We start from the raw sequence: 17737 nt of genomic DNA on the forward strand, positions 1-17737 counted from the left end.
AAAATACCGCCTGCTTGTGCTGCCGGTGGAATCCGTCGCCAAGGTCGCCGGCAAGATCATGAGCATATTGCGGGCCGCCGCGCTGGACGGGGTGATCCTGACCCCGCCCGCGTCCGATCACCCGCAGGTGCTCAGCGAACTGACCCGTCACAATTTCCCGTTTTCCCGCGTTGCCCCCACCGAATCGCTGGAATATGGCCCTAGCCGGACCACCGACGATGTCGAGGCGGCACGAAAATGACCGCCTATCTGCTGGAACTCGGCCATCGCCGTATCGGCGTGATCAAAGGTGACCCGACCCACCCGTCCAGTGGCGCCAGGTTGAACGGCTTTCTCGACGCGCTGAAGACCGCGGGCGTGTCGCATGAACCGGATCTCGAAGAACAGGGCTATTATACCTATGAATCCGGTCTGGCCGCAGCCCACAAGCTGCTCGACCGGCCCGACCGGCCGACCGCGATTTTTGCCCAGAATGACGACATGGCCGCCGCGGCGATCATGGCCGCGCGCGACCTCGGCCTGAGCGTGCCCGACGATGTCTCGATCGCCGGCTTTGACGACAGCGCGATCGCACAGATCGTCTGGCCGCGCATCACCACCGTCCACCAGCCGGTCTATGACATGGCGCGCGATGCCACCGACGCGCTGATCGCCAAGCTCGACAAAAAGCCCTTTGCGATGCTGGAAACCCATGCCTGCGAGCTGATTGTCCGGCAATCGACCGCGCCACCCGCCGGCCAGTCATGATCCGGCGCCGCGAACGCCTGAGCTATGCTGCGGGCGATGTCGGCTTCAATCTGATCTGGCAGTCGATCGAGCTCTATCTGCTCTTCTTCTATATCCAGATATTGCAGCTCCCGCTCGGCATTGCCGCCGGCATTTTCCTGATCGGTGCGGTGGTCGACTGGCTTTTCGATCCGGTCATCGGCGCGCTCGCCGATCGCATGGCCGCCCGTTATCCGATGCGATCATGGGTGTTGCTGAGCGGCCCCCTGATCGCTGTCGCGCTGTGGCTGGCCTTCCGCTCGCCGCCGCTGGCCGGATATAATCTCGCCATCTATGCTGCGGTCACCCATGTCGGACTGCGCTTTGCCTATGGCTGCGGGAATATTCCTTATGCCGTGCTCACCGCGCGGATCACCGACGATCCGTCGGAACAGCTGAAGCTGACCGGGCTGCGCATGCAGGGAGCAGCCCTCGGCGGGCTGACTGCGGCGACCATCTATGCCCTGACCTCCGGAAACGATACGCCATTTCTGGCCGGCGCGCTGATCCTGGGGCTGCTGGCCCAACCCTGTTTCTTCATAACCTGGATCGGCGTGAAGGAGCGGGTCGCGGCACCGCCAATGCCGCCCCTGTCCCCCGGTCAGGAAATTTCCCATTATTTCGCCTTGGTCGGACGCAATGCAGCGCTACGCCGGCTGCTGCTGACGATCGTGGTGGCCGGACTGAGCACGACCGTGACGGCCAAGTCGATCCTGTTTCTGTTCGACCGCGACCTCGGCAATTCCGAATGGGGCTATTGGGCCGCGCTGCTGCCCTCCGCCGCGCTGCTGATCACCGCACCGCTCTGGGTCAGCCTTTCCGCGCGGGTCGGTCTGGTCGCAACCTTGATCTGGGCGGTTTTGCTGCACATCGGCGCGCTGGCGATGCTGGCGATTTTCTACAGTTCCGGTCTGATCGTCGCCACGATCACCCTCGCCATCGCCATCGCGGCGACATGCGGCATGTCGATCATGTTCTGGTCGATGGTGCCGATCGCCATTCGCGATATCGAAACCCTGCCCGACGGCACCGGATGCGCGGCCCATGTCTATGCCCTGTCCAATGTCGCCCGCAAGCTGGGGCAGGCGCTGGCCCCGCAGATCATCGCGCTGAGCCTGGCCCTGACCGGAGGCGCGGACGCCACGGTCAAGGGCGGCGCGGTCCTGCCGGGCATGATTCTGGCGGCGGTGATTTGCTGTGTCGCCATCCTGCTTTACCGGCCGACCAGCGAGCGGCGGGCGGAGGCCAGCGCGGCCTGCGTTTCTAGACCGGGATTTTCAGCGGCCAAAGCCCGAGATGGAGGGCGCGTGAAAGGCAGGCCGGCGATGGTTGCCCGGCGTGATCAGCGCGTCGAGAAACTGGTCATGGGTCGGGGCCGCATCGGCCAGCCGGCCGACCGCGTCCCCCACCTGCCCCATCACGTCCCGGACATCGGCAAAATCCGGAATATCCACCAGCGGATCATAATTTTCGGGCGTGATGCCCATGCCGCGCGCGACAAAGAACCAGCTCAGATCGTGAAACAGCTCGCGCCGCCGCGATATGATGCGGCCGTTCTTGCGGAACATCTCCATCTTCGTCGCCAGACTGTCGGGCAGCGGTGCATGGCGGACCTGATCCCAGAACGGCTCGCCAACCCGCTGGTTGGGATAATAATGCAGCAGCAGGAAATCGCGAATATGCTCATATTCGGTCAGTGTCTCGCGATTATAGGCGGCCTGCAGCGAGGGATCGAAATTGCGATCGGGGAAATAGTCGAGCAGCCGGTTGAGGCCGGTCACGATCAGGTGGATGCTGGTCGATTCCAGCGGCTCGAGAAAACCGGCGGACAGGCCTATCGAGACGCAATTGCCGTCCCAGAATTTCTTGCGGTGGCCGGCGGTAAATCCGATCACCCGCGGATCGGCCAGCGCTTTGCCGTCGAGCGATCTCACCAGCCGGTCTTGCGCATCGGCATCGCTGATGAAGGCGCTTGAATAGACATAGCCATTGCCGACCCGGTTCTGCAGCGGGATGCGCCATTGCCAGCCCGCCTCTCTTGCCGTCGAAATTGTATAGGGCGTGCGCGGCAACACCGCTTCGCTCTGCACCGCAACCGCACGGTCACAAGGCAGCCAGTTGGTCCAGTCCTGATAGCCCGCGTTCAGGCTCTGTTCGATCAGCAGCCCGTGAAAACCGGAACAGTCAATGTAGAGATCGGCGGCCACCCGCGATCCGTCATCGCACAGCAGTTCGCCTATATGGCCACGATCGTTGAGCGTTGCGCTCTGTACCTTGCGGTCGAGGCGGGTGACGCCCAGTCCTTCGGAAACCTGCCGCAGATATTTGGCGACAAGACCGGCGTCGAAATGCAGGGCGTAGGATAAGGCCCCGCCGGGAAATTGTCCGTCAGCGGGCGGAAAGAGAAATTTATTCTTTTCGGCGAGCGCGATCGAGGGGCAGAAATCGGCCACGCTTTCGTCATGGCCCTCCGCCTGGTTTTTCCACCAGTAATGGTGGAAGGGCCGGCGATCGATGGTCAGGCCGAAATTGCCGAACGGATGCCAGTAGCTGTGTCCGACCTTCAGCCAGTCACGGAATTCGATAGCGAGTTTGAAAGTGGACTGGGTTTCCCGGACAAAGTCGACGGGATCAATTTCCAGCAGCTGGAGAAATTCGAAGATCGGCGGGATGGTCGCTTCGCCGACGCCGACGGTGGGAATGGCAGAGGATTCGATCAGCGTGATTTCGGTGTCGTCGCGGGCAAAGATACGTCCCAGCAGACAGGCTGCGGACCAACCGGCTGTGCCGCCTCCGACGATCGCGATTTTCCGGATATGCTGCGTTTCGCTCATGACAGGTTTCCGCACTCCCAACGGCCGGACCGTCATTTAGCAACAGTCAGGCCGATATACAAACGGGCATAAAAAAGGCGGGCCGGCAAGATTGGGGATGCCGGCCCGCACTAAGGGAGACTAGAACTTGAATTTGCCGCCGACGTAAATTCTGCGCGATCCCGATTCATAGCGGAATGGCAATTCCGGGAACTGCAGATAGGCGGACTGGTCTGCCTTCGTCAGGTTGATACCTTCGACAAACACGCCGAAATTCTCGTTGAAGTCATAGGAAATCTGTCCGTCCAGCTGGCCATAGGACCGCTGGTAGATACCCAATGTGCGCGTCACCCCACCATCGCCAAAGCCGAAGTTTCCGACATATTGCTTCGATCGCCACGTGTAGGAAGCCCGCGCCGCAAAACCATCTCTTTCGAAATAGATCTGACTGTTGAACGAATGTTTCGACACACCCGGCAAGGCCAGATTGCTGTCAAAATCGTTGAAGCCATCGGTTTTGTATCCGAGAATGTGTAGTTGGCAGTGAAGCCCAGACCGAAGTCAAAGGCATATTGGCCGGCAACCTCGAAACCCCGGACCCGGCCGCCGGTGCCATTGGCTGGCTGGCTAACCGGTCCCAATCGACCGCCCGACTGATCGTTCACGAAAATCGGAACGGTCTCCGTGACGATGAAGGAGTCGACTTCTTTCCAGAAGGCACCAACCGAAAGCAGGCCTTGCCGACCAAAGTACATTTCATAGGCCAGATCGAACTGATAGGCGCGGAACGGCTCCAGCTCGGCATTGCCCCGTGACCCGTTGGTAAACAGAAACAAGTTCTCGGTCGGCGATCCAACAGTGGAATCTCGGGTAAACTGTGTAGAGAATCCGCGACCCAGGTCATCGAGCGCTTGACGTGCCACCACGCGCGCGGCGGAGAAACGGAGCTTCTTGTCATCGGCAATGTCGACCACCGCGTTGATGCTCGGCAGGAAATCGGTCGTGCTGCGGACAATGGTATCCGTCTGGAAGTCGCGCAAAACGCCGTTCCAGCTGTCGGTACCCCAATAGCTGGGATCGGCATTGGACGGCTGGTTCTGGTCGACCCGCAATCTGGTGTTCACGACCCGCAGACCGACATTGATATGATAGGGATCATCCGCTCCGCCCATATCTGCCATGATATAGCCGGACTTCGTTTCTTCCTTGACCAGATAGGCCTGGAGTGGATCCTCGAAATAGCTGATCGGCGTATCCGGATATAGCGCTTGCAGCCAGCCGAGAGCATCGGTCATCTGCGACCGGTCCTGAACCGAGATACTGTCGCCCGGAATATTGCCGCCACCAGCAAAATTCTTGATCGTTTCAACCCGCTCCGGATTGGAGAGGAAGGACTGGAACGGCGTGTTGACAGCAGGTGAGTTACCAAAGCGGGAGCAACCGGCGAAGGCTGCAGGCTTGTTGGCCTCTGGCAAATCACAGATTTTGAAACCGATCGCACCGTCCTGGAAATAACCATAAGGCGTCCAGTTATACTGGAAATTGTCTTCACGCTCGGATTCCGGAATCGCCGTCGCATCCAGTTCACCTTTGCCGGACAAGTCCGCCAGATAGCGTCCTGAACCGAACTCGACGGTGCGCTGGCCATAACGGAAGCCTGCGCTCAGCGTGATCGTGTTGTCATCGCTATTGTCCACATCATAGGCGAAATCAGCCTTGATCGAATGGCCGTCCACCTTGGACCGGTCGCCAAAAGCCCAGTGCGACTTGAAATAGCCGTTGGCCGGATTGGTGAACAGATCGTCGGCGGTTCCGGCGCCGAAGCCGAAGACCGGGAACTTGCCATTGTCATAGGTGAAATCCCAGGTCGCCGGGGCAGCCGGATTGCCGGGCACCCCGTCGATCAGGGCACCGCCCGGATCGGTCTGGCGAATGCCATATTGGGTGTAGCGCACGTCGGCATTGGCCACTTCGCGATTGAGGTCTGCGGTGGAATAATTGGCTGCGATACTGGCGCGGAAATTGCTGCCATTGTCCCAGTCGATGCCGAACTGCAGATTGTCCGACTTGATATTCGTAACATCAACCAGCGAGATAACCTCGGCCGAATTCGCCTGCACGGTGCCGCTCTGCAAGACGCCGTCGGAGTCGATTACGGCGTCAGAGCTGAGTTGCAGCAATTCCCCCTGACCGAACGGGAATTTGGCCGAGGCCTCGCGGGTGTCCACTTTCAGATCGGAGTGGATATAGGTTGCGCTAAGCTCCAGTTCGTCGGTCGGGCGATAGTTGAGGCCAAGCGAAGCACCCCAGCGCCGGCGATATTGATCGCGATCGGTTATATAGCGATATTCCGGCGCATAATAGTTGGTCGGCGTGGTTGCCGTGTCCCGGCGACCGGCAGCAAAGGCCCAGTTGCCGCGATTTTCCCCGCCGAGCACATTGTGATGGTCGTTGGTCTTGTCATAGCTGAACGAGGCGATGATACCCAGCTGGTCATTGAAATTATAACCCGCGATCAGCGCTCCGGTCGGTTCCCACCCGCTGATTTCCGTGCCCTTGTTCAAACGGGCGTTGCCGGCGATGGTGAACCCGTCTTTCATGTCCAGCGCGCTGCGTGTCTTCAGATTGACGATACCGCCAAGACCGCCTTCGATCAGAGAGGCATTGGGTGACTTGAACACCTCGACGCCGCCGATCAGTTCCGATGGCACGCCTTCCAGCGAGTCATTGCGGACGAAATTGCCCTCGCCGACCTTGAAGGTTTCCTGGCCACTGACAAACAGATCACCATTAAGGAGCGTCAGATTCTGATCGAGGCCGCGGATACGAACCTTGGTTCCCTGCCCATTTTCGCGGTCGATCTGGACACCGGGAAGGCGCTGCAGCGACTCGGCGATATTCTGATCCGGGAATTTGCCGATATCTTCCGCCGTCACCGATTCAATGATCAGGTTTGAATCGCGTTTGGCGACCAGCGCGTTTTCCAGCGAAGCCCGGAAACCGCTGACGATGATGATATTCTCATCCGTCTCGGCGGCTTCCGCTTCCGGAGCCGGAGCGGGAGCATCCTGGGCCATGGCAGTGCCGGCGCTTCCCAATGCATATAGGGAAGCAGCAGCCATCAAAGCACGACGAGATATATTTCTGGTACCGATCATTCTATCATCCTCCCGAATGTAACGCTTTTCCGCGAAATCATCCATTTTAAATCATCTGCAGCCGTTGTGGCTTGCAGATACGTAAAAGGGCAAAGTGCACGCCCCAGTTGCGCCAATGGACTCAGACAAGTCCATCTCGCATATTGATCTGCAAGAAATTGATAACGCTGTCAACGCAAAAATGACAAGGTTGTCAAATTTGATTGATAACGTTGTCAAAAATATGTATTGGCCGGTTGGAAGACTACTCGAAAGTAGCAAAGACCTTGTGGGAGGATATGTAATTGACCTGTAATGCGTACCACAGAATCGCCGGCCCGCTGCTGGCCCTGACCATGATCCCGGCATGCGTGAGCACTCCGCTGCCGGTGGAAAAAATCGCCGTCACGCCCGATGATGCGGCCGCGACCGTCCATCCTGACATCTGGCCACAGGCCGATTGGCCTTATGCCGAGGATGCCGCTGTCGAATCGCGTATCGAATCGCTGCTCGCCCGCATGACGATCGAGGAAAAAGTCGGCCAGGTCATCCAGGCGGATATCGCCAGCGTCACGCCGGAAGAAGCGAAACGCTATCATCTCGGGTCGATTCTCAACGGCGGCAATTCGGCTCCGGGCGGAGACGAATTCGCGCCGCCGGAGAAATGGCTGGCACTGGCCGACGCCTTTTATGATGCATCGGTCGACACCAGCGGCGGACGCACCGCCATACCGATCATCTGGGGCACCGACGCGGTGCACGGCCACAGCAATATCGTCGGCGCGACCCTCTTCCCGCACAATGTCGGCCTCGGCGCGATGCGCGATCCGGAATTGCTGGAACGAATCGCCCAGGCGACCGCTCTCGAATTGCGCTCGACCGGAATGGAGTGGACCTTCGCGCCGACCATAACCGTGCCGCAGGACGGCCGCTGGGGCCGCGCCTATGAAGGCTATTCGCAGGACCCCGCTCTGGTCGCCAGCTATGTCGGCCGGTTCATCCGAGGGCTGCAGGGAGTCTCCAGCGACGAGCCGATCTTGAACGGGCCCCATGTACTCGCCAGCACCAAGCATTTTCTTGCTGATGGCGGCACATTTGAAGGCCGCGATCAGGGCGACGCGCGGATCAGCGAGACCGAATTGCGCGATGTCCACGGCACGCCTTATGTTCCGGCCATCAACGCCGGCGTACAGACAATCATGGCGAGCTTCTCCAGCTGGAACGGCAAGAAGATCACCGGCCACAAGGGCCTGCTAACCGACGTATTGAAGGAGCGCATGCGCTTTGGCGGTTTCGTGGTCAGCGACTGGAACGCCCACGGCCAGATACAGGGATGCACCAATGCCAGCTGCCCGCAGGCGATCAACGCCGGGCTCGACATGTATATGGCTCCGGATACCTGGAAGCCGCTCTATCACAGCCTGGTGAAACAGGCGAAGGACGGCACCGTGCCCATGGCCCGGCTGGACGACGCGGTTGCCAATATATTGCGCGTCAAGATCCGGGCCGGACTGTTTGAAGCCGGACGCCCGTCGAGTCGCCCCCATTCCGGACGCTATGATCTTCTCGGCAGCGCGGATCACCGCGCGCTGGCACGGGAAGCGGTGCGCAAGTCGCTGGTTCTTATCAAGAACAATGGGCAGATATTGCCGCTCAGCCCGAAGAGCCATATTCTTGTCGCCGGCGATGGCGCCGATGATATCGGCCGCGCGTCGGGTGGCTGGACGCTGACCTGGCAGGGCACCGGAATTTCGAACGACAAATTTCCGGGGCGACCTCGATCTGGCAGGGCATCAGCGATGCCGTCACCGCTGCCGGCGGCACGGCCCGTCACGCGCCCGACGGCAGCTACGAGCAAAAGCCGGATGCAGCGATCGTCGTCTTTGGCGAAACCCCCTATGCCGAATTCCAGGGTGACCTGAAAACGCTGCAGCTCAAGCCGGAACTCAAGGGTCCTCTGGCGACGATGCGCAAGCTGAAAGCACAGGGCATTCCGGTCGTATCCGTCTTTCTCACCGGGCGGCCCCTCTGGACCAATCCGGAAATCAATGCGTCCGACGCCTTTGTCGCGGCCTGGCTGCCCGGCTCCGAGGGCGGCGGCGTGGCAGACATGCTGTTCCGCGACGAGGACGGCAATCTGGCCCATGAATTCGAGGGGAGACTAAGCTTCAGCTGGCCGATGACCGCCGACGCATTGGGTCCCCGCCTGTTCGATCTGGACTATGGTTTGACCACGGACGCTGTTTCCGACGTGCCTGTGTTGCCGGAAATTTCCGGCGTCGCCGAAGAGGAGACCAGCGCCGGACTGTTTTTCGACAAGGGTCTGCCCACCGCTTCCTGGTCGCTGATGGTCTCGGATGGCGAGTCGGACCGGACCCGCATCACCACCACGCCGGTGGAAGCCGTCGATGGCCGGGTAGAGGTCCGGGCGGTCGACCATCTGACGCAAGAGGGCGCGCGCCAATTCACCACCGATGGCAGCGGCCCTGCCCTGATCGAGCTGGTGACCCATGCGCCGATCGATATCAGCCGGGAGACCAATGGCGACGTGCTGTTGCTGGTGACGATGCGCTATGACGAAAAGGGCAGCGCGCCGCTCCTATTTTCGATGCAATGCGGTCCGGGCTGCGGCGGAGCGTCGCACCCGGCGGTCTTGACGCGCTGCAGGCCGGCGAATGGCAGACCGTCGGCCTGTCGCTGAAATGTTTCGCCAATGCGGGTGCCGATGTCAGCAAGCTGGACGCGCCCTTCCAGATTTCCACAAGCGGTGCCGTCAAATTCAGTCTGTCGCGGGTCGCGGTGGGGACGGTGGCCGACAGGATATTGGACTGCGAATGAATATGAACGATAAGAACAAGAGACAGGCAGGAGAGAGATAATGACGATTGAGGCAACAGGCGCGCCAGCCGCTGCGCCGGCAGAGGGTTCGAAACTCGAGACGCGCGGCGTCCTGATATTGGTGGTGGCGATATTTTTCCTGTTCGGCGGGATAACCAATCTGAACGATGTGCTGATCCCGAAACTCAAGGGCCTGTTCTCGCTCAACTATGCGCAGGCGATGCTGGTGCAGTTCGCCTTTTTCACCAGCTATGCCATTTTCTCTATCCCTGCCGGTATCGTGATGAAAAAGCTCGGCTATTTTCGCGGCATTGTCCTCGGCTTCGGGATCATGGCTGTTTCCTGCCTGCTGTTCCTCCCGGCCGCCTATTCGGGCCTGTTTGGATCCTTTCTCGCGGCCCTGTTCATGCTCGGCGGCGGCATCACCCTGCTACAGGTCGCGGTCAATCCGCTGATCCTGTCGCTCGGCAGCCCGGAAACCGCGCATAGCCGCCTGACCTTCGCGCAATTTTTCAATTCGGTCGGCGTCTTCCTGATGGTCCGCTTCGGGGCGGAAATCATTCTCGGCGAGACCGCAGAAACCGATGGCTCGACGCTCACCGGAGAGGCGCTGAAAGCCTATCGGGTCGCAGAAACGACGGTCATCGGCCACAGCTATATCGGCCTTGCCATCGTCCTTGCGCTGATCGCCGTGATGTTCTGGTTTGCGCGCAATTTCATCGAGCGCCAGAAGGTCGAGGAAGTGAAGATGACCGGCAGCTTCGCCCTGCTGCGCAGCAATGCCCGCTTGCGCTTTGGCGTGGTCTGCATCTTCCTCTATGTTGGCGCGGAAGTCGCAATTGCCAGCATCATGGTCAACTATCTCGGAGACGACAGGACGCTGGCGCTCGATCCGCGTTCTGCCGGCATCATGCTGTCCTATTACTGGCTGGGTGCGCTGATCGGACGATTGATGGGCGGCTTCCTGCTGCGCCTGACCAGACCCGGCCTGCTGCTCGCGCTTTTTGCCGCAGCGGCGATATTGCTCAATATCGTCTCGGCGGTCTCGACCGGCGAACTGTCCGCCTATTCGCTGGTCGCAGTCGGCCTCGCCAACTCGATCATGTTCCCGACCATTTTCAGTCTCGCGACAGAAGGACTGGACGAAGAGGCACCGCAAGCCTCCGGCCTGCTCTGCACCGCCATCGTCGGTGGCGCGATCATTCCGCTGCTGACCGGCGTGGTCGCCGATGCCGGAGGGCTCGCCGTGGCGCTGGTCGTGCCGATGGGCTGCTACGCCGTCATCGCCTGGTACGGCCTCTATGCGGCCCGGAGGTAGATTTCCGGCAGCCGGATGCGGGTCGTTGTCGCTTGCAGCCATGACTGGTACAGGTGCCATTTGACATACGGGAAAATATTGTGACCAAAGCCACAGAGAATAGCGGCATATCGTCCCGCTTGCTGCTTTTCGGAGCGACCGGTGATCTGGCAAAACGCATGCTTCTGCCTTCGCTCTTTGCCCTGCACGAGGATGGCCTGATCGCGCCGGACCTGCGGATCGTCGGGACCGCGCGCAGCGAGATGTCGGACGAGGACTATCGCGCCCTGGCGGCAGAAGCCCTGTCGGAATATCTGCCGGAGGATCGCAAGGGCAACGGGCAGTTACAATCCTTCCTCGAGCGCCTGTCCTACCAGCCGCTGGATGCACGGAAGAGCGAAGGATATGATGCGCTGTCCGGCAAGCTCGGCGACATATCCGGCGGACTGGCAATTTTTCTCTCGACCGCGCCATCGCTGTTCGAGGCCACCATCGCCGGTCTCGATTCTGCCGGACTGACAGGAGACAATGTCCGGATTGGCCTGGAAAAGCCGCTCGGCCATGATCTGGAAACATCTGGCCTGATCAACGACGCGGTGGCTGCGGCCTTCACCGAGGATCAGACATTCCGGATAGACCATTATCTCGGCAAGGAAACGGTCCAGAACCTGATGGCGCTGCGCTTTGCCAATATGATGTTCGAGCCCTTGTGGAACGCCAATGGCATCGACCATGTGGAAATCACCGTATCGGAAACCGTCGGCCTGGAGGGGCGTCACGGCTTTTACGACGATACCGGCGCTTTGCGCGATATGGTCCAGAACCATATGCTCCAGCTGCTCGCGCTCACCGCCATGGAGGCACCGGCCAGTCTTGATGCCACGTCCATCCGCGACGAGAAGGTGAAGGTGCTGCGCAGCCTGCGCCCGGTCACGGCGGAGGAAATGGTCCGCGGCCAATATGGCGAGGGCGCGGTCAAAGGCGGCGCTGTAACCAGCTATGCCGACGATCTGGGCGAGAGTTCCGACACCGAGACATTCGTCGCGATCAAAGCGCATATCGATAATTGGCGATGGCAGGGCGTGCCCTTCTACCTGCGCACCGGCAAACGCCTGTCCGAGCGCCGCAGCGAAATCGTGATCCAGTTCAAATCCGTCCCCCATAATATTTTCGCCGAACGCGGTGGCCGGCTCAATGCCAACCGCCTGGTCATCCGCCTGCAGCCCGAGGAATATGTCCGCCTGCAGGTGATGGCCAAGGAGCCGGGCCTTGACCGCGACGGCGTGGTGCTGCGCGAGGTCCCGCTCGACCTGTCGCTCTCGCAGGCCTTTGCAAAAGCGCGCAAGCGGATCGCCTATGAGCGGCTGCTGCTCGATCTGATCGACGGCGACCCCACATTGTTCGTGCGCCGCGACGAGGTCGAGGCCCAGTGGCGCTGGGTCGATGCCATTCGCGAGACATGGCACAAGAATGACATGAAACCGAAATCCTATGGCGCAGGAAGCTGGGGACCATCGGCAGCCATTGCGCTGACCGAACGCGACGGAGTGAGCTGGCATGAGTGAGGCCGAGGACATAACCGCCCCGATCTGCTGGGCCGCCAAGGCCGATGCTGAATCGGTCGCGGACCATATTGGCGCGATCATCCAGCGCCCCGGCAATCACTGGCTGGCGGTTCCCGGTGGCAAAACGCCGCTGCCCATTTTTGACATATTGTCCAGGCGCACACTGCCATGGGGCACAGTGTCGCTGATGCTGACCGACGAGCGCATTGTTCCGCCGAACCACCCCGCTAGCAACCAAGGCAGACTGGAGGCCTCTTTTGATGCGACGCCTGCCCATGTTGCGAAGCTGGAAGAAGGTTTGCCGCTGCCGTTATTCGATCTGGTCTGGCTCGGCATGGGCGCAGATGGCCATATCGCGTCGCTCTTTCCGAACATCGAGCCTAATGCCAGGGGTGCGCCCGCCGTCATCCGCACGCGACCCGATCCCCTGCCACCCGAAGCGCCTTTCGAGCGCCTGTCGCTCAACCTCGCGGCTCTGACCCAGGCCAGAGAGATCATGCTGGTCGTGCGGGGTTGTGACAAGAAGCGAGTGCTTGATGAAGCCATTGCCGGAGAGAATGATCTGCCGGTCGCCAGACTGTTTGCCGCCGCCCGCTGCCCGATCACCATTTTCTGGAGTCGCACATGAGCCTTCACCCCGTCGTCGAGAAAGTCACCGAACGGATCATCGCCCGGTCGGCGGAAAGCCGGAAGGCCTATCTCGACCTGATCGACCGCGCCCGCGACGCCGGCGTTCACCGGCCCACCCTGTCCTGCGGCAATCTCGCCCACGGCTTTGCCGCCAGCGGCGCGGACAAGCCCGTCATCCGCTCGGGCAAGGCGATGAATATCGGCATTGTAACGGCCTTTAACGACATGCTCTCGGCGCATCAGCCTACGGCCGCTATCCCGAACAGATCAAGATTTTCGCCCGCGAAGCCGGCGCCACCGCCCAGGTGGCCGGCGGCGTGCCGGCGATGTGCGACGGGGTCACCCAGGGGCAGGACAGCATGGAACTCTCGCTGTTCAGCCGCGACGTCATCGCGATGGGCACGGCGGTCGCCTGTCCCATGGCATGTTCGAAGGCGCGCTGTTGCTCGGCATTTGCGACAAGATCGTTCCCGGCCTGCTGATCGGCGCGCTGCGCTTCGGCCATTTGCCGACCCTATTGATCCCCGCCGGGCCGATGCCGTCGGGTCTCGCCAACAAGGAAAAGGTCCGCGTGCGGCAGCTCTACGCGCAGGGCAAGGTGGGCGAGGAAGAATTGCTCGAAGCGGAGAGCGCCAGCTATCATGGCGCGGGGACCTGCACTTTCTTCGGCACTGCCAACAGCAACCAGATGATGATGGAGATGATGGGTCTGCATATGCCCGGCAGCTCCTTCGTCAATCCGGGCACCAAGCTGCGCCAGGAACTGACCCGCGCGGCGACGCATCAGCTGACCCGCAATGGCTGGGCGGGTGACGATTACCGCCCGCTGGGCCGCTGCATCGACGCAAAAGCCATTGTCAACGCCGTGGTCGGCCTGCTGGCGACCGGTGGCTCGACCAATCATGTGATTCACCTTCCCGCCATCGCCCGCTCCGCCGGAATCCAGATCGACTGGGACGATATGGATGAACTGTCGGCAGCCGTTCCGCTGATCGCCAGTGTCTATCCCAATGGCGCGGGCGACGTGAACCATTTCACCGCCGCGGGCGGCATGCCCTATGTCATTCGCGAGCTGATCGGCGCGGGTCTGGCGCATGATGATATCATGACCGTCTACGGTCGCTCGCTGTCCGAGGGCGCACGGCAGCCGGTCCTCGAAGGGGATATATTGCGCTTTGACGATGCCCCGGAACAGAGCGCCGACGACACGATATTGCGTCCCGTGAACAGCCCCTTCAAGGCCGATGGCGGCATGAAGCTGCTGCAGGGCAATCTCGGCCGGGCAACGATGAAGGTCAGCGCGGTCGACCCCGTCCGCTGGACGATCGAGGCACCGGCGGCCATTTTCCACGACCAGAATGATGTGGTTACGGCCTTCAAGGCCGGCGAGCTGGATCGCAATGTCATCGTCGTGGTCCGCTTTCAGGGACCGGCAGCCAATGGCATGCCGGAACTGCACAAGCTCACCTCGCCGCTCGGCGTGCTGCAGGACAAGGGCTTTAAAATCGCCTTCGTCACCGATGGCCGCATGTCCGGCGCCAGCGGCAAGATACCCGCGGCCATCCATATTTCGCCGGAGGCTATCACGACGGCCCGCTGGGCAAGCTGCGGGACGGCGACCGAGTGCGGGTCTGCGCGGCGAAAGGCGAGCTTGTCGCGCTGGTCGATCCGGCAGAATGGACGGCCCGGGAACAGGCGGCTCCACCGCCGCCCGCCATGGGCACAGGCCGCGAATTGTTCGCGATGATGCGCCACCACAGCGATCCGGCGGAAAAAGGCGGCTCGGCCATGCTGGCCGAGGCAGGACTCTAGACATGGCCGAAATTGTCGTAGCCGATATCGGCGGCACCCATGCTCGCTTTGCCATCGCGGACGTAGAGAATGGCGAGATATCGTCGCTCTCGGCCCCGACAACATTGGCGACTGCTGATCATCCGAGTTTCCAGATTGCATGGGAAGTCTTTGGCGAGCAGTTGGACCGCCCGCTACCCCGCGCCGCGGCCATTGCCGTTGCCGCACCGATCAACGACGAGCTGATCAATCTCACCAACAATCCGTGGATCATCAGACCGCCGCAAATCTGCGAGAAACTGGCGGTAGACCGCTATACGCTGGTCAATGATTTCGCGGCGGTTGCCCATGCCGTTGCTCTGGTCGGCAGCGACCGGTTCATGCATATTGCCGGGTCGGACATAGCGCTGCCGCAATCCGGGGTGATCAGCGTGATAGGCCCGGGCACCGGTCTGGGCGTGGCGGCGCTGGTCTGCACGGACGGCAAGCACCAGGTCCTGGCGACCGAAGCGGGCCATTGCGATTTTTCTCCGCGCGATGCCGTGGAAGACCGCATCCTGCAAACGCTACGCGCCGTGCATGGCCGGGTGTCGGTCGAGCGCATCGTATCGGGTCCTGGCCTGCGCGCCATATTCGAAGTGCTGTCGGAAATGGAAAACCGGCCGATGCCCGCCGGCGACGACAAGCTGCTGTGGAAACTGGCATTGGAAGGCCATGACAGCATCGCCATCGCTGCGCTCGACCGTTTCTTTCTGGCACTGGGATCGGTGGCCGGGGACATAGCGCTGGCCCATGGCGCCGGTGCGGTCGTACTGGCCGGTGGCCTGGGCCTCAGACTGACCGATCATGTCGCCGCGTCCGGTTTTGCCGACCGTTTCACGTCCAAGGGCCGTTACCGCGGGTTGATGGAAAGCCTGCCGGTCAAGCTGATCACCCATCCCGAACCCGGTCTGCTCGGCGCGGCTGCGGCCTTCATCCAGGAACATGGCGCATGACCGGGCAGATCAGACCGATCGAGCAGCTGATGCGTCGGGCCAGGGTCATTCCGGTGCTGGTGATCGACGATCTTGCCCGCGCGAAGCCGCTCGCAAAAGCGCTGGTCAGCAGCGGCTATCCGGTGCTCGAAGTGACATTGCGGACGGCCTGTGCGCTGGAAGCCATTGCGGAGATGAAACAGGTTGCCGGTGCGGTCGTCGGCGCCGGCACCGTCACCAATCCTGACGCGCTTGCTGCAGCCATCGACGCAGGCGCCGAATTCATCGTTTCCCCCGGCCTGACCGAGCCGCTCGGCAGCGCCGCAATCGCCGCCGAGATCCCCTTCCTACCCGGCGTCGCCACTGCGGGTGACATCATGCGCGGGCTGGATCTCGGTCTGAACCATTTCAAATTTTTCCCGGCCGAGGCAGCGGGCGGCATTGCCGCTCTAAAAGCCTTGAGCGGGCCGTTCGGACAATGTCTGTTCTGCCCGACCGGCGGGATCAGCGAAGCCAGCGCGCCCCAATGGCAGGCGATGGACAATGTCCTATGCGTCGGTGGCAGCTGGGTGGTCCCGTCGCTTTAGAGCAAGGCAATAGCGGCTAGAGCCCCAAGACCCTTTTGGCGATGATGTTCCGCTGGATTTCATTCGTGCCGCCATAGATGCTCTGCGCGCGGGTGCCGAAATAATTGGCGACACCGGGCGCGGCGAAGGCGGCATCCCCGGTCCATTCCGGGCTGACGCTGTCGGCAAATTTGCGGTTGCCGTGCTCGGCCGCGGCTTCCAGAAACAGGGTGGTAATCTCCTGCGCCAGATCGGTCGCCATGATCTTGAGGATCGAGGCCTCGTTGCCCGGCGTCCCGCCATCACGAACCGCGGTCAGCACCCGGAGCACGGTGATTTCCAGCGCGTCGAGCCGCGTTTCCGCTTCGCACAGGCGGCTCGCAAAAAGCCGTCATCGATCAGCCGCTGGTTGCCGCCCGTCGGAATTTGCGACGCGATCGCACGGACATCGGCCAGTTGTTTCCGCTTGCCGCCGATCCGCGCGTAGGAGGTGCGCTCGTTGCCCAGCAGATATTGCGAATAGGACCAGCCCTTGCCCTCCTCGCCGATACGGTTGCCGACCGGGACCCGGACATCGACAAAATCGCACTGGCTGAGATAATATTTGCCGTCGATGGTGATGATCGGCTTCACTGTCACGCCGGGCTGGTCGAGCTTGCAGCAGATGAAGGTGATGCCCATCTGTTTCTTCGCTTCGCGCGCGGTGCGGGTCAGCAGGAAGATCCAGTCCGCATGCTGGGCCGCCGAGGTCCAGATTTTCGTGCCGTTGAGAATATATTCGTCGCCGTCCCGGACCGCGGAAAATTGCAGGGAGGCCAGATCGGAGCCCGCTTCGGGTTCGCTATAGCCTTGCGCCCAGCCGACCGACCCGTCGCCAATCCCGCCCAGCCAGCGGGCTTTCTGCTCGTCGCTGCCAAATGTGTAGATCACCGGACCGACATAGACGACACCCATTGGCGTGACCGTCGGCGCACCGGCCCGCTCCAGTTCCTCGTCAAAATATATTGCTCCTCGATCGACCAGCCCGGACCGCCATATTCCTCCGGCCAGGCGCTCGCCAGCCAGCCCCGCTCGCCCAGCGCCATCTCGGCGCGGCGGACCTCGGCGGTGGTCAGGCTTGCACCCGAAGCAACTTTTGCCAGGATATCCTGCGGATAGTCCTGCTGGAAATAGGATCTTATCTTCTCGCGAAAGGCCTGCAATGCGGTGTCGTGACCCAGTTTCATGATATCGCCCTCTTTCCTTCGCTGCCGTGATCACGGCTTTCATGGCGGTGACTGTGCACTAATCCGGCAAAATGTGAACTGCCGTTATAATTCAATTATGCGGCAGACCTTTCGCACCCTGACCCTCACCGGACC

14 protein-coding genes and 5 pseudogenes are annotated in these 17737 nt (G+C 61.3%); 13 read left to right on the top strand and 6 right to left on the bottom strand.

All coding sequences use genetic code 11. The features are described 5' to 3' along the window. The 3 genes and pseudogenes from C8024_RS14215 to C8024_RS23575 all read left to right on the top strand — a co-directional run. Positions 1–241: pseudogene (locus tag C8024_RS14215) on the top strand (alanine racemase); the annotation flags it as partial. Next, positions 238–747, top strand: a complete 510-nt coding sequence (locus tag C8024_RS14220) for a substrate-binding domain-containing protein (RefSeq protein ID WP_254305943.1) — start codon at positions 238–240, stop codon at positions 745–747. The pseudogene C8024_RS14215 and the gene C8024_RS14220, both read left to right, overlap by 4 nt. Next, positions 744–1967: pseudogene (locus C8024_RS23575) on the top strand (MFS transporter); the annotation flags it as partial. The gene C8024_RS14220 and the pseudogene C8024_RS23575, both read left to right, overlap by 4 nt. A 75-nt stretch (positions 1968–2042) precedes the next feature. Here the strand turns inward: C8024_RS23575 and C8024_RS23580 are convergent. From C8024_RS23580 to C8024_RS14230, 3 genes are all read right to left on the bottom strand, one after another. Next, positions 2043–3635 carry a tryptophan halogenase family protein gene (locus C8024_RS23580; RefSeq protein ID WP_367947353.1) on the bottom strand — a complete coding sequence of 531 codons (1593 nt, stop codon included), beginning with the start codon at positions 3633–3635 and terminating at the stop codon, positions 2043–2045. 84 nt (positions 3636–3719) lie between these two features. Then, positions 3720–4022 carry a hypothetical protein gene (locus C8024_RS21945; protein ID WP_367947355.1) on the bottom strand — a complete coding sequence of 101 codons (303 nt, stop codon included), beginning with the start codon at positions 4020–4022 and terminating at the stop codon, positions 3720–3722. Continuing rightward, a complete protein-coding gene (locus C8024_RS14230) occupies positions 3926–6655 on the bottom strand; it encodes a TonB-dependent receptor (RefSeq protein WP_217272211.1) in 2730 nt (909 codons plus the stop codon). The genes C8024_RS21945 and C8024_RS14230 overlap by 97 nt, the downstream gene beginning before the upstream one ends. A 578-nt stretch (positions 6656–7233) precedes the next feature. Between C8024_RS14230 and C8024_RS20375 the strand changes: the two genes are divergently transcribed. The 10 genes and pseudogenes from C8024_RS20375 to eda all read left to right on the top strand — a co-directional run bounded on the left by C8024_RS20375 (position 7234) and on the right by eda (position 16397). Beyond that, the gene (locus tag C8024_RS20375) at positions 7234–8637 is read left to right on the top strand and encodes a glycoside hydrolase family 3 protein (protein WP_254305947.1); all 1404 of its coding nucleotides are present in this window, start codon (positions 7234–7236) and stop codon (positions 8635–8637) included. Then, positions 8535–8858, top strand: a pseudogene (locus tag C8024_RS21950) (glycoside hydrolase family 3 C-terminal domain-containing protein); the annotation flags it as partial. The gene C8024_RS20375 and the pseudogene C8024_RS21950, both read left to right, overlap by 103 nt. A 204-nt stretch (positions 8859–9062) precedes the next feature. Then, positions 9063–9416, top strand: coding sequence for a putative glycoside hydrolase (locus C8024_RS21955; RefSeq protein ID WP_254305948.1), 354 nt, complete (start codon positions 9063–9065; stop codon positions 9414–9416). Continuing rightward, on the top strand, positions 9329–9553 hold the full coding sequence (locus C8024_RS20385; protein ID WP_217272214.1) for a putative glycoside hydrolase: 225 nt from the start codon (positions 9329–9331) through the stop codon (positions 9551–9553). The genes C8024_RS21955 and C8024_RS20385 overlap by 88 nt, the downstream gene beginning before the upstream one ends. A 40-nt stretch (positions 9554–9593) precedes the next feature. Further along, positions 9594–10871, top strand: coding sequence for a sugar MFS transporter (locus C8024_RS14240; protein WP_173206356.1), 1278 nt, complete (start codon positions 9594–9596; stop codon positions 10869–10871). A gap of 80 nt (positions 10872–10951) precedes the next feature. After that, a complete protein-coding gene (gene zwf, locus C8024_RS14245; protein WP_173206359.1) occupies positions 10952–12415 on the top strand; it encodes a glucose-6-phosphate dehydrogenase in 1464 nt (487 codons plus the stop codon). Then, positions 12408–13043, top strand: coding sequence for a 6-phosphogluconolactonase (locus C8024_RS14250; protein ID WP_100093737.1), 636 nt, complete (start codon positions 12408–12410; stop codon positions 13041–13043). The genes zwf and C8024_RS14250 overlap by 8 nt, the downstream gene beginning before the upstream one ends. Further along, positions 13040–14857, top strand: a pseudogene (gene edd, locus C8024_RS14255) (phosphogluconate dehydratase). The gene C8024_RS14250 and the pseudogene edd overlap by 4 nt, the downstream one beginning before the upstream one ends. 2 nt (positions 14858–14859) lie before the next feature. Further along, positions 14860–15831 carry a glucokinase gene (gene glk / locus C8024_RS14260; protein WP_173206362.1) on the top strand — a complete coding sequence of 324 codons (972 nt, stop codon included), beginning with the start codon at positions 14860–14862 and terminating at the stop codon, positions 15829–15831. Beyond that, positions 15828–16397 carry a bifunctional 4-hydroxy-2-oxoglutarate aldolase/2-dehydro-3-deoxy-phosphogluconate aldolase gene (eda, locus tag C8024_RS14265; protein ID WP_173206365.1) on the top strand — a complete coding sequence of 190 codons (570 nt, stop codon included), beginning with the start codon at positions 15828–15830 and terminating at the stop codon, positions 16395–16397. The genes glk and eda overlap by 4 nt, the downstream gene beginning before the upstream one ends. 16 nt (positions 16398–16413) lie before the next feature. Here the strand turns inward: eda and C8024_RS20390 are convergent, their stop codons facing one another. From C8024_RS20390 to C8024_RS21960, 3 genes and pseudogenes are all read right to left on the bottom strand, one after another. After that, complete coding sequence (locus tag C8024_RS20390) at positions 16414–16707, bottom strand: acyl-CoA dehydrogenase family protein (protein ID WP_367947354.1); 294 nt, start codon at positions 16705–16707, stop codon at positions 16414–16416. Further along, a complete protein-coding gene (locus tag C8024_RS14270) occupies positions 16692–17330 on the bottom strand; it encodes an acyl-CoA dehydrogenase family protein (protein WP_254305945.1) in 639 nt (212 codons plus the stop codon). The genes C8024_RS20390 and C8024_RS14270 overlap by 16 nt, the downstream gene beginning before the upstream one ends. Then, positions 17304–17602: pseudogene (locus C8024_RS21960) on the bottom strand (acyl-CoA dehydrogenase family protein); the annotation flags it as partial. The gene C8024_RS14270 and the pseudogene C8024_RS21960, both read right to left, overlap by 27 nt. Positions 17603–17737: the final 135 nt, after the last annotated feature.

Origin of the sequence: Sphingopyxis sp. BSNA05 (assembly GCF_013265645.1) — a bacterium.
In the GTDB taxonomy this organism is placed as follows: Bacteria; Pseudomonadota; Alphaproteobacteria; order Sphingomonadales; family Sphingomonadaceae; genus Parasphingorhabdus.